This window comes from Streptomyces sp. NRRL S-646 (assembly GCF_000720765.1).
GTDB lineage: Bacteria > Actinomycetota > Actinomycetes > Streptomycetales > Streptomycetaceae > Streptomyces.
In genome coordinates, this window is record NZ_JODC01000011.1 from 261,026 (window position 1) to 282,456 (window position 21,431).

Annotated in this window: 21 protein-coding genes and 1 pseudogene; 12 read left to right on the plus strand and 10 right to left on the minus strand. The window is 71.9% G+C overall.

Translation table 11 applies throughout. The features are described from left to right. Positions 1–87 precede the first annotated feature (87 nt). The 4 genes from IH68_RS0129845 (at position 88) to IH68_RS0129860 (ending at position 3,664) form a co-directional block, all read left to right on the plus strand. Positions 88–1,512: an MFS transporter gene (locus IH68_RS0129845; RefSeq protein ID WP_030941127.1), complete on the plus strand. Its 1,425-nt coding sequence runs from the start codon at positions 88–90 to the stop codon at positions 1,510–1,512. 61 nt (positions 1,513–1,573) lie between these two features. Continuing rightward, positions 1,574–2,086, plus strand: coding sequence for a hypothetical protein (locus IH68_RS0129850; RefSeq protein WP_051833793.1), 513 nt, complete (start codon positions 1,574–1,576; stop codon positions 2,084–2,086). Positions 2,087–2,115: 29 nt separating this feature from the next. Next, a complete protein-coding gene (locus tag IH68_RS0129855) occupies positions 2,116–2,802 on the plus strand; it encodes a futalosine hydrolase (RefSeq protein WP_030941132.1) in 687 nt (228 codons plus the stop codon). Continuing rightward, positions 2,792–3,664: a 1,4-dihydroxy-6-naphthoate synthase gene (locus tag IH68_RS0129860; RefSeq protein ID WP_030941136.1), complete on the plus strand. Its 873-nt coding sequence runs from the start codon at positions 2,792–2,794 to the stop codon at positions 3,662–3,664. The genes IH68_RS0129855 and IH68_RS0129860 overlap by 11 nt, the downstream gene beginning before the upstream one ends. Positions 3,665–3,747: 83 nt before the next feature. On the opposite strand, the gene IH68_RS59505 is transcribed toward IH68_RS0129860, so the two are convergent. Further along, on the minus strand, positions 3,748–4,131 hold the full coding sequence (locus IH68_RS59505; RefSeq protein WP_030941138.1) for a cold-shock protein: 384 nt from the start codon (positions 4,129–4,131) through the stop codon (positions 3,748–3,750). 164 nt (positions 4,132–4,295) lie between these two features. On the opposite strand from IH68_RS59505, the gene IH68_RS0129870 reads away from it, so the two are divergent. Further along, positions 4,296–4,544, plus strand: a complete 249-nt coding sequence (locus tag IH68_RS0129870; protein WP_030941140.1) for a hypothetical protein — start codon at positions 4,296–4,298, stop codon at positions 4,542–4,544. Here the strand turns inward: IH68_RS0129870 and IH68_RS0129875 are convergent. The 3 genes from IH68_RS0129875 to IH68_RS0129885 all read right to left on the minus strand — a co-directional run bounded on the left by IH68_RS0129875 (position 4,523) and on the right by IH68_RS0129885 (position 7,925). Continuing rightward, the gene (locus tag IH68_RS0129875; RefSeq protein WP_030941142.1) at positions 4,523–5,164 is read right to left on the minus strand and encodes an HAD family hydrolase; all 642 of its coding nucleotides are present in this window, start codon (positions 5,162–5,164) and stop codon (positions 4,523–4,525) included. The genes IH68_RS0129870 and IH68_RS0129875 overlap by 22 nt on opposite strands. Positions 5,165–5,269: 105 nt before the next feature. Then, entirely contained in the window at positions 5,270–6,247 is a 978-nt protein-coding gene (locus tag IH68_RS0129880; protein ID WP_030941143.1) for a hypothetical protein, read from the minus strand. A gap of 73 nt (positions 6,248–6,320) precedes the next feature. After that, the gene (locus IH68_RS0129885; RefSeq protein ID WP_030941144.1) at positions 6,321–7,925 is read right to left on the minus strand and encodes a PstS family phosphate ABC transporter substrate-binding protein; all 1,605 of its coding nucleotides are present in this window, start codon (positions 7,923–7,925) and stop codon (positions 6,321–6,323) included. A gap of 265 nt (positions 7,926–8,190) precedes the next feature. Between IH68_RS0129885 and IH68_RS0129890 the strand changes: the two genes are divergently transcribed. Together IH68_RS0129890 and IH68_RS0129895 are read left to right on the plus strand one after the other, a co-directional pair. Beyond that, positions 8,191–10,722 carry a helicase C-terminal domain-containing protein gene (locus tag IH68_RS0129890; RefSeq protein WP_030941145.1) on the plus strand — a complete coding sequence of 844 codons (2,532 nt, stop codon included), beginning with the start codon at positions 8,191–8,193 and terminating at the stop codon, positions 10,720–10,722. A 146-nt stretch (positions 10,723–10,868) separates the two neighbouring features. After that, positions 10,869–12,512, plus strand: coding sequence for a DNA repair helicase XPB (locus IH68_RS0129895; RefSeq protein ID WP_030941146.1), 1,644 nt, complete (start codon positions 10,869–10,871; stop codon positions 12,510–12,512). A gap of 10 nt (positions 12,513–12,522) precedes the next feature. Here the strand turns inward: IH68_RS0129895 and IH68_RS0129900 are convergent, their stop codons facing one another. Both IH68_RS0129900 and IH68_RS0129905 read right to left on the minus strand, forming a co-directional pair. Then, positions 12,523–12,903, minus strand: coding sequence for a hypothetical protein (locus tag IH68_RS0129900; RefSeq protein WP_051833832.1), 381 nt, complete (start codon positions 12,901–12,903; stop codon positions 12,523–12,525). 98 nt (positions 12,904–13,001) lie between these two features. Beyond that, complete coding sequence (locus tag IH68_RS0129905; protein ID WP_030941152.1) at positions 13,002–13,187, minus strand: hypothetical protein; 186 nt, start codon at positions 13,185–13,187, stop codon at positions 13,002–13,004. Between the two features lie 329 nt (positions 13,188–13,516). On the opposite strand from IH68_RS0129905, the gene IH68_RS0129910 reads away from it, so the two are divergent. Further along, the gene (locus tag IH68_RS0129910; RefSeq protein ID WP_030941154.1) at positions 13,517–15,580 is read left to right on the plus strand and encodes a HelD family protein; all 2,064 of its coding nucleotides are present in this window, start codon (positions 13,517–13,519) and stop codon (positions 15,578–15,580) included. Positions 15,581–15,889: 309 nt separating this feature from the next. Further along, on the plus strand, positions 15,890–16,522 hold the full coding sequence (locus tag IH68_RS50285; RefSeq protein WP_037885443.1) for an LppU/SCO3897 family protein: 633 nt from the start codon (positions 15,890–15,892) through the stop codon (positions 16,520–16,522). A gap of 19 nt (positions 16,523–16,541) precedes the next feature. On the opposite strand, the gene IH68_RS0129920 is transcribed toward IH68_RS50285, so the two are convergent. Together IH68_RS0129920 and IH68_RS50290 are read right to left on the minus strand one after the other, a co-directional pair. After that, positions 16,542–17,243 (minus strand): copper homeostasis protein CutC, encoded by a 702-nt coding sequence (locus IH68_RS0129920; protein WP_030941158.1) that lies wholly within the window; start codon positions 17,241–17,243, stop codon positions 16,542–16,544. Between the two features lie 118 nt (positions 17,244–17,361). Continuing rightward, positions 17,362–18,092 (minus strand): annotated as a pseudogene (locus IH68_RS50290) (maleylpyruvate isomerase family mycothiol-dependent enzyme). Between IH68_RS50290 and IH68_RS0129930 the strand changes: the two are divergent. Next, a complete protein-coding gene (locus IH68_RS0129930) occupies positions 18,091–18,768 on the plus strand; it encodes a hypothetical protein (protein ID WP_030941160.1) in 678 nt (225 codons plus the stop codon). The pseudogene IH68_RS50290 and the gene IH68_RS0129930 sit on opposite strands and share 2 nt — an antisense overlap. 10 nt (positions 18,769–18,778) lie before the next feature. Further along, a complete protein-coding gene (locus IH68_RS0129935; protein WP_030941162.1) occupies positions 18,779–19,846 on the plus strand; it encodes a GNAT family N-acetyltransferase in 1,068 nt (355 codons plus the stop codon). Between the two features lie 13 nt (positions 19,847–19,859). Here IH68_RS0129935 and IH68_RS0129940 read toward each other — a convergent pair whose 3' ends face one another. Together IH68_RS0129940 and IH68_RS0129945 are read right to left on the minus strand one after the other, a co-directional pair. Further along, a complete protein-coding gene (locus tag IH68_RS0129940; RefSeq protein ID WP_030941164.1) occupies positions 19,860–20,135 on the minus strand; it encodes a DUF4031 domain-containing protein in 276 nt (91 codons plus the stop codon). Next, positions 20,132–20,515, minus strand: a complete 384-nt coding sequence (locus IH68_RS0129945) for a hypothetical protein (RefSeq protein ID WP_030941166.1) — start codon at positions 20,513–20,515, stop codon at positions 20,132–20,134. Before IH68_RS0129945 ends, IH68_RS0129940 begins: the two co-directional genes overlap by 4 nt. A 55-nt stretch (positions 20,516–20,570) precedes the next feature. Here IH68_RS0129945 and IH68_RS0129950 point away from each other — a divergent pair, with 55 nt between their 5' ends. Continuing rightward, entirely contained in the window at positions 20,571–21,374 is an 804-nt protein-coding gene (locus IH68_RS0129950) for a MurR/RpiR family transcriptional regulator (RefSeq protein ID WP_030941169.1), read from the plus strand. Positions 21,375–21,431: the final 57 nt, after the last annotated feature.

Consider the following 21,431-nt stretch of genomic DNA (forward strand, 5'->3'; position numbering starts at 1 on the left):
GCCCGTACCCGGGAAATGCTGAGGAACTACGCGCCCATACGCGCGGTAACCGCACTACACACAGGTTTCTCGGGGCACTATGACGGAGTGGCAGCCGCAAGGACGCCCCCAGGGGCCACCGGGGTCGGTGGGATCAAGGGCAGCAGTCGTGGTGGCGGTTCGGGCCGGTTCGGCGGGTCCGTCCGCGCGGTCGGCCGTGCGCTGCACTTCCCGGTGACCGGAACCGCCCGCGGGATCAGAAAGGCCACGCATGCGCACGGCGCCGGTGAGTCCGGCCTGGGCAAGCTGATCGAACTGCACGCCGTGAACGGTGCCGGTGACGTCATGGTCACCGTCGCCCTCGCCTCCACCGTCTTCTTCTCCGTGCCGACCGACGAGGCACGGGGGCGCGTCGCGCTCTACCTCGCCATCACCATGGCGCCCTTCACCGTCCTCGCCCCCGTCGTCGGCCCGCTCCTCGACCGGCTCCCGCACGGCCGCCGCGCCGCGATGGCGGGCTCGATGCTCGCCCGGGCGCTGCTGGCGCTGATCATCGCCGGGGCCGTCGCCAGCGGCAGCCTGGAGCTGTATCCGGCCGCGCTGGGCGTGCTGGTCGCGTCGAAGGCGTACGGGGTGGTCAGAAGCGCGGTCGTGCCCCGGCTGCTGCCACCCAAGTTCTCCCTGGTGAAGGCCAACTCCAGAGTCACGCTCGGCGGTCTCCTCGCCACCGGTGTCGCGGCACCGATCGGGGCGGGGCTGCATGCCATCGGTCCACGCTGGCCGCTGTACGGCGCCTTCGTGATCTACGTCTGGGGCATGTTCCTGTCCTTCACGCTGGCGCCGAAGGTCGACTCGGCCAAGGGCGAGGACACGGCGCTGCTCGCGGCGGACGAGCAGCATCTGCACGGACCGCACCTCAAGCCGGTCAAGCGGCCGGGCCTCAGAACCGTCGGCATCGCGGTCACCCATGCGCTCGGCGCCAACGCGGCCCTGCGCTGGCTGTCCGGGTTCCTGACCTTCTTCCTCGCCTTCCTGCTGCGCGAGCATCCGCTGACGGGCGAGAGCGCGGCGGTGTCGCTGGGCCTGGTGGCCGTCTCGGCGGGCGTGGGCAACGCGCTCGGTACGGCGGTCGGGGCGTGGCTGCGGCAGCGGGCGCCGGAGATCATCGTCGTGACGGTGCTGCCGATCGTGCTCGGCGTGGCGATCACGGCCGCGATCTTCTTCGGCGCGTTCCTGGTGGCGTGCCTCGCCGCGTTCGCCGGGTTCTCGCAGGCTCTGGCCAAGCTGGCGCTGGACGCGCTGATCCAGCGGGACGTGCCCGAGACGGTGCGCCCGTCGGCGTTCGCGCGCTCCGAGACCATGCTGCAGATGGCCTGGGTGCTGGGCGGCGCGATCGGCATCGTGATGCCGCTCAACGGCCCGGCGGGGCTGTCCCTGGCCGCCGCGGTGATCGCCTTCGGCTGGGCCACCACGGTCCGCGGGCTGCTCGGCTCGGCCCGGCAGGGAAGCGCGCAGAAGCCTCGCGTGGCGTAACACACGGGCACGCCGCCCCCCACGTAAAGAGAGCGTCGGACGGGCCCTATAACCTTCCGCCATGACCTCGATGCCTCGCGGCGGAGCCGCAAATGTCCGCGCCGCTGTGCGACGCCGCCGCGCCGTCGCCGCCGCCGGCGCCGTTTCTGCCGGACTGCTCGTCCTGTCGGCGTGCGACAAGCCGACGCCGCTGTCCACCATCACGGTCGGCCGCTCCTCCGTCAGCTCGGAGGCCACCTGCGGCGGCGAGGGCAAGTCCCTGCAGACCGCGGACCTGGCGAAGTGCCTGAAGGACAAGGACATCAAGTCCATCAAGGTCGACCCCGACGACACCGTCCGCTTCGGCGTCGACCCCAAGATCGCCGACAAGCGGTGGACGATCCTGATGAACGGTCAGCCCCTGACCGAGGACAGCAACAAGACCTACCGCACCATCCCGGGCAGCGTCTTCTTCAACGCCCAGTACGGCGCCCAGGGCAACTCCACCCTGGTCTCGATCAAGGCGGGCGACGGCAAGAAGAGCGGCAGCACGGTGACCGGTCTGTGGTCCTTCAAGCTCAAGAAGAACGACTGACCCCGCCTGCCGAGCCGGCCGAGTCCTTCGTGTCTTTGGTACGTGTCCTCGTGGCCACCGCGGTTCCCGCAGAACGGGACGCGGTGGCCCAGGCGTTCACGGGAGACGGCCCCCTCACGGCTGACGTGATCGCCGCCGGTGTGGGGCCCGCCCTCGCCGCGGCCTCCACCGCGACGGCCCTGACCACCGCCGCCCTGAGCGGCACTCCCTACCACCTCGTGGTCTCCGCCGGGATCGCCGGCGGTTTCCAGCCCGAGGCCCCCGTCGGCTCCCTCGTGATCGCCGACGAGATCACCGCGGCCGACCTGGGGGCTCAGACGCCCGACGGCTTCGTCCCGGTGACGGAGCTCGGCTTCGGGACCGTCACCCATCGTCCGCCGAAAGCACTCGTACGAGACCTCGCGGCCGCGACCGGGGCCCGTCCCGGCGCCGTACTCACCGTCTCCACCGTGACCGGCACCGCCGAGCGCGCCGCCGCCCTGCGCGCCCGCCACCCCCGCGCCCTCGCCGAGGCCATGGAGGGCTTCGGGGTGGCCGAGGCGGCCGCCGCGCACGGTGTGCCGGTGCTGGAGATACGCGCGGTCTCCAACCCCGTCGGCCCGCGCGACCGCGCCGCCTGGCGCATCGGCGACGCCCTCACGGCCCTGACGGAGGCCTTCGGGAAGCTTGCGCCCGTCCTGGAGAGTTGGAAACAGCATGAGCAGCATGACCAGTGAGCCCGGACAGCCCGTGCAGCCCGCACAGACCCTGCAGATCGCGTACTCCCCCTGCCCGAACGACACCTTCGTCTTCGACGCCGTCGCCCACGGCCGCGTCCCCGGTGCGCCCGCGCTCGACGTGACCTTCGCGGACATCGACATCACCAACGGCATGGCCGAGCGCGGCGAGTTCGACGTGCTGAAGGTGTCGTACGCCGTGCTGCCGTACGTCCTCGACGAGTACGCGCTGCTGCCGTGCGGGGGTGCGCTTGGGCGGGGCTGCGGGCCGCTGGTGCTCACCCGTGGGCCCGGAGATCTGACAGGCCGTACCGTCGCCGTCCCGAGCGAGAAGTCGACGGCGTATCTGCTGTTCCGGCTGTGGGCGGCCGACACGGTCCCCGGCGGCGTCGGCGAGATCGTGGTCATGCCGTTCCACGAGATCATGCCCGCCGTGCGGGACGGGAAGGTCGACGCGGGGCTCGTCATCCACGAGGCGCGCTTCACGTACCAGAACTACGGGCTGCACAAGCTCGCCGACATGGGCGAGCACTGGGAGGACACCACCGGGCTGCCGATCCCGCTGGGCGCGATCATCGCGAAGCGGTCGCTGGGGGCGGAGACGCTGACGGGGCTCGCCGAGTCGATCCGCTCGTCGGTGCGGGCCGCCTGGGACGAGCCCGAGGTCTCCCGCCCGTACGTCATGGAGCACGCCCAGGAGATGGACCCGGCCGTCGCCGACCAGCACATCGGCCTGTACGTCAACGAGTTCACCCACGACCTCGGCGTGGACGGCTACGCGGCCGTACGCGGGCTGCTCACCCGTGCGGCGGCCGAAGGTCTCGTACCTGCACTCGGGCCCGAAGCCCTGTCGTTTCCCTGAGCAGCGACGGGCCGAGGGGCTGTTGCCGCCCCTCGGCCCGGATGCGCTCGAATTCCCGTAGTGGACACGGGGGTTGTCGAGGGTTATACGTCCAGCTGGTCTGCGACCGCGCGCAGCAGGCCCGCGATCTTCGCGCCGGAGGCCTTGTCGGGGTAGCGGCCCTTCTCGAGCATCGGGGTGATGTTCTCCAGGAGGGTCGTCAGGTCCTGGACGATGGAGGCCAGTTCGTCCGGCTTCTTGCGGGTGGCGGCCGCGATCGAGGGGGTCGGGTCCAGGACGGTGACCGAAAGCGCCTGGTCGCCGCGCTGTCCGGCGACGACGCCGAACTCCACTCGCTGGCCCGGCTTGAGCGTCTCGACTCCGGCGGGGAGGACCGAGGAATGGACGAAGACGTCGCCGCCGTCGTCACGGGAGAGAAAGCCGAAGCCCTTCTCGCTGTTGAACCACTTGACCTTGCCGGTAGGCACGTCTGTCCTCGTCCTCGTACTCGTCGGAAAACTGCTTCGGAAACGGCTCTTGATAGCACTTGGGCGGGTCGTCACGGACCCGCCGGTACCAAGGCTAATGGTCTTCAGGCCGGTGACAAGACGTCGCCGGGTTGTTCCTTCGCGCAGGGAACTACCCTGGTCCGGTGCGTGACAAAACCCAAACGAATTCCGCCGAGCCCGGTGACCGACTGATCCGTGCCGGTGCCATCGTGTTCTTCCTCGGTGCGCTGGCCACACTCGTCACAGTGGCTCCGCTGTTCCTCCACGCGAAGCCATTTCCGACGTACATGTTCGGACTGAGCATGCTCATGGGCGTCGGCTTCCTGATCGCCGGCGCCGGAGTGCTGCGGTCGATTGCGGCGGGCCGCCGTCAGGCGCGCGCCGGGCGGTAGTCCGCCAGCCAGCCGGGGAACTCCGTGAGGTCCGCGAGGACGACGTCCGCCCCGGCCGTGCTCAGTTCCTCCGCACTGCACGGACCGGTCGCCACCGCCACCGACAGCGCTTCGGCCTTGCGTGCGCCGCGCACGTCGCCGATGTGGTCGCCGACGTAGACCCCGGCCCCGTGCTCGCGCAGCGCCTCCGCCTTCTGCTCCGCCCACAGGTCGCCCACGACCTCGTCGGGGTGGATGCCGAGGTGTTCCAGGTGCAGCTTGGCGTTCGGCTCGTACTTGGCCGTTACGACGATCGCGCGTCCGCCGGCCGCCTGTACGGCGGCGATGGCCTCGCGGGCGCCCGGCATCGCCGGCGTGGCGGCGATGGCGATCGTCGGGTACATCGAGCGGTACAGGTCTGCCATCTCGGCCAGTTGGTCTTCCGGGAACCAGTTGATCAGCTCCTCGGCGAGGGGTGGTCCCAGCCGGGTGATCGCGAGGTCGGCGTCGATGTACGTTCCCGTTCGCTCGGACAGTGCGACGTAGCAGGCATGGATGCCTGGGCGGGAGTCGATGAGGGTCATGTCCAGGTCGAAGCCGACGGTTGCTGGGAGCTGGGTTGTGTAGGCCATATGGGCCATTGTGCCTAGTGGCTCGGTCCTACCTGTTGCGTTGCGGCTGCGGGTTTGTGGGGGTTTCTCGCGCCCACGCGGCGGAGCCGCATATCGACACAGCCCCGCGCCCCTTCAGGGGCGCTTCTGTGAGCGCCAAGCGATGAATAGTGCCGAGGCCAGCGCCGCGCCCCTCACCACCCACGGCCACGTCTCCGCGAGCGCCTCGTTCATGTGGCCCTGGGCTATGGGGGTGCCCCAGCGGCCGTCGTTTCTGCCCCAGAGCCAGACGAGGCCGGCGGTGACGGCGAGGCCGGGCATGCCGATGACCGCCCACTTCGACTCGTTGCGGGTGAGCCGGCGGGAGGCGTAGGCGATGAGCCAGCCGAGCAGCAGGGCGAACCAGTTGCCGAGGATCGCGCCGACGACCAGCAGTCCGGCGGCGATCAGGAGGAGCGGGTTGCTCCAGCCGCCGGCGGGGAGCGCGAGGCGGCGACGCGGGGCGGGGGCCTCGGGTGCGGCCTCCTCCTCGGCTTCCGGGGCCTGCTCGACGGCCGGTGGCGGTTCCTTCTCGGGTTCCTTCGGGCGCGGCGGCCTGAGCAGGTCCGGGATCTCCACGCCGCCGGTGAATCCGGGGACGCTTTCGCCGAAGGGGGTGCTGTCGACCCGCCACCAGTCGGGCTGGGTCGCGCTGTTGCCGAGTTCCTCGGCGCTCGCCATGTGCGGTGGGGAGGGGGCGTCGAAGGGCTTCGCGGGCTGGGCCGGCTGGGCGGGGCGTGGGCGCGGTACGACCCGGCGCAGGCTCTTCGGCAGCCGCCTGCTGTCGTCCGGTTCGTCGTCCCGCTGCACCGGCACATGGGTGGGGGTCGACTGGGGTGCCGAGGCGTTGCTTCCCGCCGCGGCGACGACCTCGTCGGGGGTGCCGAGCCGGGAGAGGATGCGGCGGACGGCGGCGGGGCTGTCGACGGTGGCCTTCGCCCGGCGGCGGTCGATCTCGCCCCGCAGCTCCGACACCAGGCGCATACGTGCGGCCGACGGCAGTTGCCGCTGCTGCGCCACGTCGCCGACGCGGCTCAGATACTCGTAGACGACCTTGTCGCTCTCGATACCCACGAAGTCCCCTTTGGGGTGGGTGCGTTGGATTTCCCGTGGTGCTTCCCGTGACGACGGTAGCGCAGGCCGCGGGTCACGTCGGACGGCACACCAGCGGGTATCGCGTCTCCGAGCAGGGGCGGTTGCCGTACGCGCGCAGGACGTCCTTGCCGCCCTGGTCGGTGAGGTAGCGCAGGAAGGCGGCGGCGATGGAGTCGGCGGGCGGTTCGCCGTAGGTGTAGGCGTACTCGGTCTGCCAGTACGGGTAGGTGCCCTTCTCGACGCCGTCGAGGGTGGGCGGCATGTCGTCGATGCGGAGCTTGACGAGCCGGCCGGAGGGCACGCTGCTGACCTCGCTGTAGCCGAGGGCGCCCGGGATGGTGGCCGCGCGGTCCAGCAGGTTGTCGGTGCCGTCGGCCTCGCAGACGCCGGGCTTGTTCCGGTCCAGGGCGGTGCAGTCGTTCACGTCGGCCTCCGGGACGGACCGGCCCTTGAGGAGGCGCTGCTCGAGGGCGTTGCGGGTGCCGGAGTTGCGGTAGCGGTCGACGAGGTGGACGGGGAGGTCGGCGCCGCCCACCTCGGACCAGTTGGTGATCTTCTTGGCGTAGATGTTCCGGACCTGCTGCAGGGAGAGGTTGCGGACCTTGGCGTCCGCGTTGACGACGAGCGTGAACAGCGTGTACGCGACCGGGCGCGGCAGGATCTGGGGGTGGTTGCCCTCCGCCGGGCCGTCGGTGAAGGCGATGTGGTCGCGGAGCCCTTCTTGGCCCGAGATCCCGGCGTCCGCGCCGGTCTTCTCCAGGGCGGCGACGCCGTTCCCGCTGCCCTGGAAGGTGCCGGCGTCGACGGGGATCTGCACGCCCGTGGCCGCGCACAGCTTGGCGTACTGGTCGGCGGCGGCCTTCACCGCGGGTGCGAAGGCGGTGGAGCCGCCGAGGTGGAGGGTGCCGCCGACACAGTCCAGCGGGGCGGACTCGTCGCGTACGAACAGGGTCAGGCCCGCCTGGACCATGACGGCCAGGGCCAGCAGGATGATGCCGAACCAGGCCGGCCGGGACGCGAAGACATGGCTCTCGGTCCTGGCCACCTTGAACCGGAAGAACCGGAGCACCGGGTCGAACCAGCGGCGGCGGCCACCGACGGCACCGCGGAAGACGGGCTTGGGGAAGGGCTCCCTGCTCTGGTCGTCGGGCCAGCGCTCCAGCACAACCAGCACCTTGTACTCGGCCCGCACCGGGAGCTTCACCTTCGGCAGCCGGATGACGCCCTGCCGCTGGGGCAGGTGGTTGTCGTGACCGAAGCCGGGGACGGCCTGGTTGTCCCGGATGAAGGAGTCGTGCAGTTCGTCCTGGCTCAGTTCCGTGACGACCAGGGCCACGACCTGGCGCTCCCGGAACGTGACGCGTATGCCGCACGGGTCGCTGTCGGGGGTGAGGTAGTCGCCCTCCTCGATGGGGGCGGTGCCGGCGTTCTCGATCCGCAGCAGGACGAAGGAAGGATCCTTCAGGTTGTGGCCGTCCTGCTGCATGTCCCGCAGCACTCCGGCGTACGGCGACTGGGTCGCGTCCGCGGCGAGCGTGTCCATCTGCACGCGGTAGCCGAGCCGCTTTCGGCCGACGACGGCGAACTCCCACAGGAACGCGGCGAACGGGAAGCCGACGCTGACGAGAGCAACCCACTTGTCGAAGTCGAGGTTCACCCCGGGCCCCCAGTTCCCCCTGTGCCGCCACCCAATGGCCTGTAACCGCCGCGCAGTTGACAGGGAGCCCAGGGTGACCAGAGGGTGCCGGGTGGAGCCAGGGTTGCCGCAATCATCCGGCTGAAGTTCATCCGGAGGTCAACTGCGAAACGTCCCGTTAGCCAAACTCAGCCCGTCCGGCGTTTGAGGACGAGGCCTTTCGGGCCGACGGGGGTCTGGGGGCGGAGCCCCCAGGGACGCCAGGCGACCCGCTACCGTGGGTCGGATGAGCACCCCGGCCGCTCCGCGTTCACTCGCAGAGGCACTGCGCAACAGGGACGACGCCTCCCTGGCGGCACTGCTGCGCGCCCGTCCCGATCTCATCACGCCCGTCCCCACCGACCTCACCCAGCTGGCGACCCGGGCCGGCACGCGCGCATCGGTCGTGCGGGCGCTGGAGCGGCTGGACCGTTTCGCGCTGCAGACGGCCGAGGCGCTGGCGGTGGCCGCGGATCCGGCCGGGTACGACGAGCTGCTGGGGCTGATGAGCGGTGACGGCGGCGATCCGGCGGTCGCCGCGGCGCTCCCCCGGGCCCTGGGCACCCTGCGTGAGCAGGCCCTGGTGTGGGGTGGCGACGACCGGCTGCGGCTGGTGCGGACGGCCCGTGAGCTGCTCGCGCCGTCGCCGCAGCATCCGTCGCCGACGGGGCTCGGACCCACGGTGCAGGAGGCGACGGCGGGTATGTCGCCGGGCCGGATCCAGGAGCTCGTCACCGCGGTCGGGCTGCCCTCGACGCACGACTCCGTCTCCGCCGTGGCCTCGCTGACCGCCCTGTACGGCGATCGCGCACGGATGACGGCGCTGCTGGCCGAGGCGCCCCCGGAGTCCCGGGAGGTGCTGGACCGCCTGGTGTGGGGGCCGCCGTACGGGCAGGTCACGGCCGATCCGGCGCCCCGGCTGCGCTGGCTCCTGGACCGCGGGCTGCTGCTGCCGACGGCGCCCGGGACCGTCGTACTCCCCCGTGAAGTGGCCCTGCATCTGCGCGGCGGCCGTGCGCATCGTGCCGCCGAGCCGTTGCCACCCGCCCCGGAGGCGGCGGCCACCCACCGTCCACAGGTTGTGGACACGACGGCGGCCGGGCAGGCCTACACGGCGCTGGCGACCGTGGAGGAGCTGCTGAAGGACTGGGACGAGGGCGGGCCCACCGTGCTGCGGTCGGGCGGTCTCAGCGTGCGCGACCTCAAGCGCACCGCGGTCGCGCTCGACGTGTCCGAGCCCGTCGCCGCCTTCTGGGTCGAGCTTGCGTACGCGGCGGGGCTGCTGGCGTCCGACGGGGAGGCCGACGAGCGGTATGCGGCGACCCCGGCCTACGACGAGTGGCTGGAGCTGCCGGCCGCCGAGCGCTGGGCGCAGCTGGCGCAGGCGTGGCTGACGGCGACGCGGACCGCGGGCGTCGTCGGGGGGCGGGACGTGAAGGAACGCACCTTGTCGGCGCTCGGACCGGGCCTCGACCGCTCCGCGGCCCCGGAGGTACGGCACCGGGTGCTGAGCCTGCTGGCCGGACTGCCGGAGGGTGCCTCCCCGTCCGCCGAGTCCGTCCTCGCCCGGCTGCGCTGGGAACGGCCCTTGCGCGGCCCCCAGCAGAGCGACGACCTGCGTGGACGGCTCGCCACCTGGGCGCTGTCGGAGGCGGAGATGCTGGGCGTGACGGGGCGGGGCGCGCTGTCGGCGCACGGCAGGGCGCTGCTCGGGGCGCCCGCGCCCGCCCCTTCACCTGCGCCGAAGGACGCCGAACCCGCCCAGGAGGGCCCCGGCGACAAGCTCCCCGTCCATCACGTGCCGGTCGCCCTGGAACCCCTCTCCCCCACCGAACAGGCCACCGCCTCCGCCGCGGCCGTCCGTCTCCTCGCCCCTCTCCTCCCCGAACCGCTGGACCACGTCCTGCTCCAGGCGGACCTGACGGCGGTGGCCCCCGGCCCGTTGAAGCGCCCGCTGGCCGACACGCTGAACGTGCTGGCGGACGTGGAGTCGAAGGGCGGGGCCACGGTCTACCGCTTCACACCGGGTTCGGTGCGGCGCGCCCTGGACGCGGGCCGTACAGCCACCGACCTGCATGCGTTCCTGACCGCGCACTCCCGCACCCCCGTCCCGCAGCCGCTGACGTATCTGATCGACGACGTGGCCCGCAAACACGGGCATCTGCGGGTGGGCGCGGCCTCGGCGTACGTGCGCTGCGACGACGACACGCTGCTCAACGAGATCATGGCCGACAAGCGCGCCGCGGCCCTGCGCCTGCGCCGCCTCGCCCCCACCGTCCTCGCCACCCAGGCCGACCCCGCGACCCTCCTCGACGGTCTGCGCGCGATGGGCTTCGCACCGGCCGCCGAGTCGGCGGAGGGAGACGTCCTGATCAGCCGCGCCGACGCCTACCGCACCCCGCCCCGCACCGCCCCCGAGCCGGTCCCGGACGGTCCGCCGACCCCCGACACCACACTCCTGGCAGCGGCGATCCGCGCGATCCGGGCCGGCGACCTGGCCTCCACGACCCCCCGCAAGCAGACCGCGTCGGCCACTCCGAGCGGCGACCTCCCCCGCACCACCTCCGCCGAGACCCTCGCCACCATGCAGGCCGCCGTCCTCACCGGCGAGGCCCTGTGGATCGGCTACGTCAACGCCGAGGGCGCCGCCAGCCAGCGCGTCATCGCCCCGATCCGCGTCGAGGGCGGCTTCGTGACGGCGTACGACCACACGGCGGACGAGGTGCGGACGTATCCGCTGCACCGGGTCACCGGGGTCGCCGAGCTCGCGGAAGACTGACCACGGCCGGACTCGACCGTCCGTGACCGGCCGCGGCCGGGCATTGCTGATTCACGACCGCCCGTGATCATCCGTGGATGCGGCACACTGGACGTTTGGCCGAGACGTTTGGCCAAGACGTCCGGCCCACGGAAAGGGTGCCCCGCGTGAATGGTCCACTCATCGTCCAGTCCGACAAGACCCTGCTCCTCGAGGTCGACCACGAGCAGGCCGGCGAGTGCCGTCGGGCCATCGCGGTGTTCGCGGAGCTGGAGCGGGCACCCGAGCACATTCACACGTACCGGGTGACGCCGCTGGGGCTGTGGAACGCGCGGGCGGCCGGGCACGACGCCGAGCAGGTCGTGGACGCGCTGGTGACGTACAGCCGCTATCCCGTGCCGCATGCCCTGCTGGTCGACATCGCCGACACGATGGACCGGTACGGCAGGCTGACGCTCTCCAAGCACCCCACGCACGGGCTGGTGCTCACCACCACCGACCGGCCGGTGCTGGAGGAGATCCTGCGGTCGAAGCGGGTCGCTCCGCTGGTCGGGGCGCGGATCGACCCGGACACCGTCGCCGTGCATCCGTCCGAGCGCGGGCAGATCAAGCAGACGCTGCTGAAGCTGGGCTGGCCCGCCGAGGACCTCGCGGGATACGTCGACGGCGAGGCGCACCCGATCGAGCTGAACGAGGACGGCTGGGCGCTGCGGCCGTACCAGAAGCAGGCCGTGGAGAACTTCTGGCACGGCGGCTCCGGGGTCGTCGTCCTGCCCTGTGGGGCGGGCAAGACGCTCGTCGGCGCCGGGTCCATGGCGCAGGCGAAGTCGACGACCCTGATCCTCGTCACCAACACCGTCTCGGCGCGGCAGTGGAAGCACGAGCTCGTGAAGCGCACGAGTCTCACCGAGGACGAGATCGGTGAGTACAGCGGTACGCGCAAGGAGATCCGGCCGGTCACCATCGCCACGTACCAGGTGCTGACCACCAGGCGGAAGGGCATCTACCCGCACCTCGAACTCTTCGACTCCCGCGACTGGGGGCTGATCGTCTACGACGAGGTGCATCTGCTGCCCGCGCCGGTCTTCAAGTTCACTGCGGATCTGCAGGCCCGGCGGCGGCTGGGTCTGACCGCGACCCTCGTACGCGAGGACGGACGCGAGTCGGACGTGTTCTCGCTGATCGGCCCCAAGCGGTTCGACGCGCCGTGGAAGGAGATCGAGGCGCAGGGGTACATCGCGCCCGCCGACTGTGTGGAGGTCCGGGTCAACCTGACCGACTCCGAGCGGCTCGCCTACGCCACCGCCGAGCAGGAGGAGAAGTACCGCTACTGCGCGACGACGGAGACGAAGCGGAAGGTCACCGAGGCGCTCGTCCGCCGTTTCGCGGGCCAGCAGATCCTTGTCATCGGGCAGTACATCGACCAACTCGACGAGCTGGGCGAGCACTTGAACGCGCCCGTCATCAAGGGCGAGACCTCCAACGCCCAGCGCGAGAAGCTCTTCGACGCCTTCCGGGAGGGCGAGATCAGCGTCCTCGTCGTCTCCAAGGTCGCGAACTTCTCCATCGACCTGCCCGAGGCGACCGTCGCCATCCAGGTGTCGGGCACCTTCGGATCACGGCAGGAGGAGGCCCAGCGGCTCGGACGGGTACTGCGCCCCAAGGCCGACGGCCACCAGGCGCACTTCTACTCGGTCGTCGCCCGCGACACCCTCGACCAGGACTTCGCCGCCCACCGCCAGCGCTTCCTGGCGGAACAGGGCTACGCATACCGGATCGTGGACGCGGACGAGATCCTGGCGGAGGGCTGAGCCGGGCCGGTCAGGGCGCGGGCAGCGTGAACACCATCAGCAGGACGAACAGCGACGGCAGCAGCGAGGCGACCGCGGCGCCTGCGCGCCAGGGCAGCCAGCGCAGCCGCCAGGGGAGCAGCCACGCGGTGACGAGGGCAGCGAGCGTGGGCAGGGTGCCGTAGGAGAGCGTGCCGTGGATCACGGACAGCCGGGAGTTGAGCGCCGCAGAGCAGTGGTCGGGGCCGCAGGCGTCGGTCGCCATCGCGGAGAGCCCGCCGAAGAGCAGCGCGGCGGGGCCGAGGAACATCAGGAGCACGGTCGCGACGAGGGGTGCCACCCAGGCCCGGCGGTCCGGCTCTGCGCTGCCGGAGGGGCTCGTGGGCTGTGCCGCGGTGTGCTGTGTCGTCATACGGGCAGTGAAGCGGTCCGGCAGGGGCCGGGACACCGGTGCGGGTACTCATCCGGCGTTTGATCGCGTACTCAGGCCGGGGACCTGATCGGCGACGGCTACCTACGGCGTACGCCCGCTTCCTCGCCGTACTCACCGAGGACGACCACGTCGAAGACCGCGCCCGCGAACACCTTCATGGCGCGCAGGGCGTCGCCGAGGCGGTGGCGGTGGCTGCCGAGGACGGGGGTGGCGCCGGGCGGGCCCGGCCGGCCGGGGGCTGGGGTGAAGGTTGCTGCGCTCATGTATCCATGGTGGATCGGCAGGCATAAAGAGGGCATCGGCCTGCGGACCGAACCTCCTCCCTCACCGCGTACGACTCCGGTCGTGGCCCTCCCCCTCTGGTATTACGGGGAGATCCCCTAGGGGGTCCTGAGAGGGAGAGCAGGGGAGGACGGGCGGAGGACAGGGGACAGGGGACAGGGGACAGGGGAGGAAAAATCGTTGGCGTCCGTCTTCCCCGTTCACCTAGAATCTCCGCTCTTGCCCGCCTCCCTCCACGGAGCGCCGCCGCCCGGACGGAAACCGGTCGGCATCTCGCAGCCCAGCCCGCAGCACCTTCGGAGGCACCCCCTTGTCCACGCCCGTCGACGACCCCGCCCCTCTCGACGACCCCCTCTCCCGCGAGCGCACCCACCTCGCCGAATCCCGTGCCGCCCTGCGCGCCATGCGCAAGGACGTCGAGTCGCTCGACATCAGCGACGTCACCGCGAACTGGGTCAACGCCGCGGTCCTGGCCCGCCAGATCGACGAGCGCATCAAGGCACTGGCCGACCTCAGCGACACCCCGCTGTTCTTCGGCCGCCTCGACTACCTGCACTCGCCCGGCGCCGACCAGGCCGAGGGCGCGGACGGCGAGAGGTTCTACATCGGGCGCCGGCACGTGCACGACCACGACGGCGACCCCATGGTCATCGACTGGCGGGCACCGGTCTCCCAGCCGTTCTACCGGGCGTCGAAGAAGGACCCGCTGGACATCGCGCTGCGCCGCCGCTTCGGGTACACCCGCGGCGACATCACCGCATACGAGGACGAGCACCTCTCCGACCCGGCCGAGGCCGCCCGCACCAGCAAACTGCTCCAGCAGGAGATCGAGCGCCCACGTGTGGGCCCGATGCGGGACATCGTGGCGACCATCCAGCCCGAGCAGGACGAGATCGTACGGTCCGGGCTGGGCGGGACGGTGTGCGTGCAGGGAGGACCGGGGACGGGGAAGACCGCCGTCGGCCTCCACCGCGTCGCGTATCTGCTCTACGCCCACCGTGAGCGGCTCGCCCGCACCGGCACGCTCGTCATCGGGCCGAACAGATCGTTCCTGCACTACATCGAGCAAGTCCTGCCCGCGCTGGGCGAGTTGACGGTGCAGCAGGCCACCGTCGACGACCTCGTGGCGGGGGGCATCGAGGTCCGGGGCACCGACGACGCGCCGGCCGCGATCATCAAGGGCGACGCGAGGATGGCGGAGGTGCTGCGGCGGGCCGTCCACTCCCACGTCACCATGCCGACCGAACCCGTCGTCGTGGTGCGCGGCTCACGCCGCTGGCGGGTGCCCGCGTACGAACTAGAGGACATCGTCCGGGAGCTGCTCGACCGCGGCATCCGCTACGGCGCCGCCCGCGAGGCCCTCCCGCAGCGCATCGCGCACGCCGTGCTGGTGCAGATGGAGCGGTCGGGGGAGGCGCCGGACGACCGGGTGCAGGACGCGGTGGCCCGCAACGCTGCGGTGAAGGCGGCCGTCAAGGCGATCTGGCCGCCCGTCGACCCGGCCAAGCTCGTCCTGCGTCTGCTCACGGACGCGGACTTCCTCGCCGTACACGCGGACGGAGTCCTCGACGGGGACGAGCAGAAGACGATCCTCTGGGCCAAGCCGGCGCGATCGGTGAAGGCCGCCAAGTGGTCTGCCGCGGACGCGGTGTTGATCGACGAGACGACGGACCTGGTCCAGCGCACGCACTCCCTCGGGCATGTGGTCCTGGACGAGGCGCAGGACCTCTCCCCCATGCAGTACCGCGCGGTCGGCCGCCGCTGCACCACCGGTTCGGCGACCGTCCTCGGCGACCTGGCGCAGGGCACCACGCCGTGGGCGACGAGGAGTTGGGACGAGGCGCTCGCCCACCTCGGCAAGTCGGACGGCGTGATCGAGGAGCTGACGGCCGGTTTCCGCGTCCCGACGGACGTCATCACCTACGCCTCCCGTCTGCTGCCGCACATCGCACCCGGCCTGACCCCGGTCGCGTCGGTCCGTGAGAACCCCGGTTTCTTCGCCCTCCGCCCGGTCTCCGGGACGGCCGAAGTCGTCGCCGCCTGCGAGGAGTTGCTACGCAACGAGGGGTCGACTGGCCTGATCGCGGCCGACGTCCGCGTCCCGGCCCTGGCAGAGGCTCTGACGGCGGCCGGGATCACCTGCCTGGCCCCCGGTGAGGAGACGACCGCCGAGACCCGTCTCACCCTGGTCCCGGCCTCGCTGGCCAAGGGCCTGGAGTACGACTACGTGGTCCTGGACGAGCCGCAGGCGGTGGTGGACGGCGAGCCCGACGAGCGGACGGGCCTGCGCCGCCTGTACGTGGCACTGACCCGGGCGGTGTCCGGGCTGATCGTGACGCATGCGGCGCCGCTGCCGCCGCAGCTCGCCGGGTAGGGTGCTGCTCCGCTGTGTCATGTCCCCCCGGAAAGGCCCCCGTTGAGCACGCCGCCGCCCTCGCATCCCGCCTACCAGCCGGTTCCGGGGCCGTATCAGCACCCTTCCGGGCCGTATCAGCAGACGCCGGGCCCGGGTCCGTACCAGCAGACACCGGGCCCGGGTCCGTACCCGCAGACGCCGGGTCCAGGGCCGTACCCGCAGGCCCCCGGGGCGCACTCGCCCGCTCCCGCCTGGCCGCAGCAGTACGGCGATGGCGCCTGGGGACCGGTGGGCGGGCCGGGGGCGGCCTGCCGGCTGTGCGGGGCGATGCCTGCCGCTCCGGTGACGATCCGTGGCCACCAGGGCATGGTGGTGATGATGCGGTTCCTGCGGCGGGAGGGGATGTTCTGCCGTACCTGCGCGCTGGCGAGCTTCCGGGACATGCAGGCGGACACCATGGTGATGGGCTGGTGGGGACCGCTGTCGGTGCTCATCACGCCCTTCACGCTGCTGGGCAACCTCAGCGCCCTGTCCGGCATCCGGCGCATCCCGGAGCCGGTCACGCCGGGCTTCCGGCCGCCGCTGGATCCGGGCAAACCGGTGTTCCGGCGGCCGGCGGGCATCCTCGCGCTGATCCCGCTGTGCCTGGTCGGCCTCGTGATGGTCGCGATTCCGCTGCTTCTGATCATCGGCCTGGTGGTCGGGCCGAGTCACAGCAGCGACGGGGACAGCAGCGACAGCGGCGTCGACTACCCGACCCTGACGGTCGGCTCCTGCGCCCGTAACGCCGTGGACTGGCCCGCACAGGATCTCAGGCCCGAGCCCTGCGACTCTCCCGCCGCGGAGCTTCGCGTCTACGCCCCGGCGAAGGTCTCGTGCGCACCCGGGGACTACGGGGCCTACCTGGAGTACAGCAAGGACGGCGATACGTCTCTGTGCCTGCACCCCCTGAAGCGCTAGTGGGCCCGGGGAGTCTCGCTCAACTCCCGTCCAGGACCTGCCGCCACTCCCGTACCGACTCCGCCGACACCGGGTGTTCCCAGCCCCCCGGTCTGGCAGCCCCGCCGATGTGGAACGCGTCGATGCCGGCGGCCTTGAGCTGCGGCACATGCTCCAGCCGCAGACCCCCGCCCACCATGATCTGCGGCTCATAGCCGGGCTCCCCGCACCGCGCCGCCTCGGCGAGCAGTGTGGGGAGCCCGTCGTCCACCCCGGCGGCCGAACCGGCCGTGAGGTAGGTGTCGTGACCCGGCAGCCCGTCCAGCTGCTTGCGCAGTGCGTCCCGGTCCGCGGCCCGGTCGATCGCGCGGTGGAAGGTCCAGCGGCAGCCGTCCAGTTCCTCCACGAGCCGCTCCACGGCCTCCAGGTCGACCTGCCCGTCCGCGTCGAGGAACCCGAGCACGAACTCGTCGGCCCCGGCAGCCCGCATCTCCCGGGCGACCCGGACCAGCCGCGCGACACCCTCGGCGTCCCCCGCGGCGAAGCCGTCCGCCAGCCGCAGCATCACGCGCAGGTCGATGTCGACGGCGGCCCGGATCCCGGCGAAGGTCTCGACCGGCGGGGTCAGCCCGTCGGCCGCCATGTCGGCGACCAGCTCCAGCCGGTCCGCGCCTCCGGCCTGGGCGGCGACCGCGTCCTCGACACCGAGGGCGATCACCTCCAGGACTGCACGCATGCTCATAGGGCCCCTTCCGTCGGTGTTCCCCTGGAGCGACTACAGGTCTAGTCCAATCTCAGGGTACGACGGCGGGGTGCACGGCCGCGAGATCGCCCCCGGGCCGGAGGGGATCCGCGTTCCGTCAGCCGAACATGTTCAGCTCCGCCGGCTCCGCCCCCACCAGCTCGTACGCCGTGCCCTCCGGCACCGAACGGCCCGCGTAGAGCCGTACGAGGGTTGCTGCGTCGCCGATGAAGCGCGCCGGGTTCCGCTCCCCGCTCGTCTCTCCCAGCAGCAGCGGCTCGTCCTCCCCCACTGCCTTAAAGGCGTGGGAGGTGCCCCCATCGTCGAGATCGGCGTGCAGCGGCAACCGGCCCCTGTCGCGGGTGATCCGGGCGAGGAGGGCGAGGGCGTCCGGGAGTCCGGGGCCCCCGTACGCCTCCGGCTCACCCCACACGTCCCGTACGTCGCCCGCGTGCACCCTCCCCCACTGCCTTAAGGGCGTGGGGGGACCCCCACCCCCAGCGCGACCCGGTCCAGCACACCGCCCGCCTTGCCGATCACCGGTCCCGCCTCGGTCATCCCGCGCTCCAGCTCGTCCACGACCTGCTGGTTCGTCCAGTCGGCGCGCTCGGCGATGTCCCGGTCGTTGGAGGCGGGCGAGAAGACGCCCTCCTCGAAACGGCTCTCCACCACCCGGAGCAGCGCGGAGGAACAGTGCGCGAGCACGTCCCGGACCGTCCACCCCGGACACGCGGTGGTCGGCAGTGTGAAGTCCGCGTCCGGGCGGGCGCGGAGGACCGGGATCAGGGCGTCACGCTCGACGGCCAGGAGGCGTCCGGGGAGGCCGGAGAGGCGGGAGAATGAGGGCATGGCCGATCACGCCCGTCTCGATGTCGAAGCCCTGCGCACCCGCTGGACCCGCGCCCTGGAAGGGGCCCGGTCCCCCGCCGCCGGCCCCGACCCGGCCCCGTACGCGGACAACCTCCTCGCCCGCTGGCAGGAACCGCAGCGCCACTACCACACGCTTGCGCACCTCACGGCGGTCCTCGACCACGTCGACGTCCTGGAGAAGTACGCGGCCGACCCGGACGTCGTGCGCCTGGCCGCCTGGTTCCACGACGCGGTCTACTTCCCCGACCGCTCCGAGAACGAGGAACGCTCGGCCCGCCTCGCCGAGCGCGCCCTCCCCGAGGCGGGTGTCTCGGGGGCGAAGACCGCCGAGGTGGCGCGCCTGGTCCGCCTCACGGTCGGCCACGACCCGGCCGACGACGACCGCGACGGCCAGGTCCTGTGCGACGCGGACCTCGCGATCCTGGCCTCGCCCCCGTCCGCGTACGCCGCGTACACGGCCGCCGTACGCGAGGAGTACCACTTCGTCCCGAGCGACGCCTTCCGCACCGGCCGGGCCGCGATCCTGCGCCAACTCCTCGACCTGCCAAGGCTGTTCAGGACGCCGTACGGACAGGCGCAGTGGGAGGCGACGGCCCGCTACAACCTCACCTCCGAGCTGGAAATGCTGTCGCTTCCGCCGGGACCGGCCGCATAGTCTGCGCCCCATGCATGCATGGGGCGGGGACCAGGTGACAGAGGCCGTGGCGGGCTGCGTGGCGGCGCTGCGGCCGGCGGTGGACCGGAACTGGACGGAGGTGCGGGCGGCCGGGCTGGAGTGGAACTGCCACGAGACGGCGTTCCACATCGCCGAGGACCTCATCGCGTACGCCGCCAACCTGGCCGGAGGCGCGAAGGACGACTACGTCCCCTTCGAGATCACCCTCGACGACGGCACCGACAACACCGGCCTGCTGCATGTGATCGAGACGACCGGTGCCCTGCTCGCCGCGGCCGTCCGCACCGCGCCGCGCGAGGCCCGCGGCTTCCACCCGTATCCGTTCCGCAGCGCGAACCGCGAGGGCTTCGCCGCGATGGGCATCGCCGAGGTCCTCGCCCACACGTACGACATCGCGGGCGGCCTGGGTCTGGAGTACGAACCCCCGGCCGCACTGGCCGAGTCCGTCCTCACCCGCATCTTCCCGCACGTCCAGCCGGGCCCCGACCACTGGCGCACCTTCCTGTGGGCCACCGGCCGCGGTGAACTCCCCGGCCGTGCCCGCCTCACCGAGTGGCGCTGGAACAACAACCTGGCCCTTCCCACCGACCGCCTCACCCTGCAGGGCATCACGCCCGCGGCCGCGCGCGACCTGGCGGCGGGCGGCGACGGCGGCTTCGAGTGGCTCGACGGCGGCCCGTTCGAGGGCACCCGGGAGGCGTCGGGCTTCATGCTGAAGGCGTACGAAGAGGGCGTGCACCGCCCGGAGTTCGGCGTCTTCGCCCTCGTACGCCGCGAGGACGGCCGCGCGATCGGCGGCATCGGCTTCCACGGCGTCCCCGACGAGGAGGGCCGCACCGAGATCGGCTACGACCTCACCGAGGCGGCCCGCGGCAACGGCTACGCGACCGAGGCCCTGCGCGCACTGTCGGACTGGGCCCTGGCAAGGGACGACGTACACACCCTCTTCGCCACGGTCGAACGGGACAACCTCCCGTCCCAGGCAGTGGTCACCCGCGCCGGCTTCAGGAAGGCGGGCGAGGACGAGGAGGGACTCGCCTACGAACTGGGGCGCTGAGGTCGCCGCCCCCTCAACGCCCCGGCCAGGCCCGCCCCTTGGGTCTGCGGAGCCCGGAGCCGGTCAGTAGGCGGACCACCTCACGGCTGCTGACCTCCACGGCCCCCGCCGCCACCACATCCGCATACCGGTGCGACGGAATGTCGTAGTGATCCCTCTCGAAGGCACGTGAGGGCACGCCCAATTTCTCGGCGAACGCGTGTAGTTCGTCGTACGACACATCACTGATCAGGTGCGACCACATGCGCCCGTGTCCGGGCCAGGTCGGTGGGTCGATGTACACGGTCACGAGGACGACGACCCGCCCGTGGCCGACGCCAGCGTCCCGACCGCCGCGACCTTCACGCCCGCCTTGTGGCAGACCCAGTGCGGGTCGGGGCCGAGTTCAGGCTCGACGTCGAGGGCGTGCGGGTCACCGCCGCCGCAGACCGGGCACAGGGGCCAGCGGCCGTATGCCTCCAGCAGGGCGTCCTGGACGTCCTGCGCGACCAGCCCGGCGACGTACTCGACGCCCTCCGGCCACTGCTCCACCCACCATCGCCGCTGGACGACGGACTCCTCGACCATGGACACCACGTCCGCCGCGGCGACCTCGCCCGCGGCCAGATCGGCGAGTACGAGGGCGCGTGCCGCGTGCAGCGCCTGCTCCAGGGGACTGATGGGGTGCATGCCCCCATTGTGCGCACTCTTGACCGGGACACCGAGCCGAAAATATCTTTCATGTGTGACCCAGGACGTGAAGGAAATTTTCGCCGGCTCGGCGGGCCGGGCGAGTGCGCCTCCCGCTCCCGCCGCCCTCGCCGCGAAGGTGCGCACGCTCGCGCCCTCGATGACCCGCTCCATGCAGCGCGTCGCCGAGGCCGTCGCGGGTGATCCGGCGGGCTGCGCGGCCCTCACGGTCACCGGTCTCGCCGAGCTCACCGGCACCAGCGAGGCGACGGTCGTACGGACGGCCCGGCTGCTCGGGTATCCGGGATACCGGGACCTGCGGCTCGCCCTCGCCGGGCTGGCGGCGCAGCAGCAGTCGGGGGGGGGGGCCCCCCCCCCCGCCGCGGCGGCGGTCGCGCGACGCATCGACGTGTACGGGGTCGGGGCATCCGGCCTCGTCGCCCAGGACCTCACGCAGAAGCTGCTGCGGATAGGGCTGATAGCCCAGGCGCACAGTGATCCGCATCTGGCCGTGACGAACGCCGTGCAGTTGCGGTCGGGGGACGTCGCCATCGCGATCACGCACTCCGGGTCCACCGGGGACGTCATCGAGCCGTTGCGGGTCGCCTTCGAGCGTGGGGCCACGACGGTGGCGATCACGGGGCGGCCGGACGGGGCGGTCGCCCAGTACGCCGACCATGTGCTGACCACGTCCACCGCGCGGGAGAGCGAGTTGCGTCCGGCGGCGATGTCCTCCCGGACCAGCCAACTCCTCGTCGTGGACTGCCTGTTCGTGGGGGTGGCGCAGAAGACGTACGAGACGGCGGCGCCCGCGCTGGCCGCTTCGTACGAGGCATTGGCGCATCGGCACCGGCGGTAGACCTCAGGCCCAATGGTTGTGGGTCATCTGCGGGTCCGTTGTGGCTGGTCGCGCCCC

Excerpts from the sequence above, each read along its gene's own strand:
- IH68_RS0129850 (WP_051833793.1), top strand. The coding sequence starts at position 1,574 with ATGACCTCGATGCCTCGCGGCGGAGCCGCAAATGTCCGCGCCGCTGTG.
- IH68_RS0129860 (WP_030941136.1), top strand. The coding sequence starts at position 2,792 with ATGACCAGTGAGCCCGGACAGCCCGTGCAGCCCGCACAGACCCTGCAG.
- IH68_RS0129875 (WP_030941142.1), bottom strand. The coding sequence starts at position 5,164 with ATGGCCCATATGGCCTACACAACCCAGCTCCCAGCAACCGTCGGCTTC.
- IH68_RS0129890 (WP_030941145.1), top strand. The coding sequence starts at position 8,191 with ATGAGCACCCCGGCCGCTCCGCGTTCACTCGCAGAGGCACTGCGCAAC.
- IH68_RS0129900 (WP_051833832.1), bottom strand. The coding sequence starts at position 12,903 with ATGACGACACAGCACACCGCGGCACAGCCCACGAGCCCCTCCGGCAGC.
- IH68_RS0129905 (WP_030941152.1), bottom strand. The coding sequence starts at position 13,187 with ATGAGCGCAGCAACCTTCACCCCAGCCCCCGGCCGGCCGGGCCCGCCC.
- IH68_RS50285 (WP_037885443.1), top strand. The coding sequence starts at position 15,890 with ATGCCTGCCGCTCCGGTGACGATCCGTGGCCACCAGGGCATGGTGGTG.
- IH68_RS0129920 (WP_030941158.1), bottom strand. The coding sequence starts at position 17,243 with ATGAGCATGCGTGCAGTCCTGGAGGTGATCGCCCTCGGTGTCGAGGAC.
- IH68_RS0129930 (WP_030941160.1), top strand. The coding sequence starts at position 18,091 with ATGGCCGATCACGCCCGTCTCGATGTCGAAGCCCTGCGCACCCGCTGG.
- IH68_RS0129935 (WP_030941162.1), top strand. The coding sequence starts at position 18,779 with ATGCATGCATGGGGCGGGGACCAGGTGACAGAGGCCGTGGCGGGCTGC.
- IH68_RS0129945 (WP_030941166.1), bottom strand. The coding sequence starts at position 20,515 with ATGCACCCCATCAGTCCCCTGGAGCAGGCGCTGCACGCGGCACGCGCC.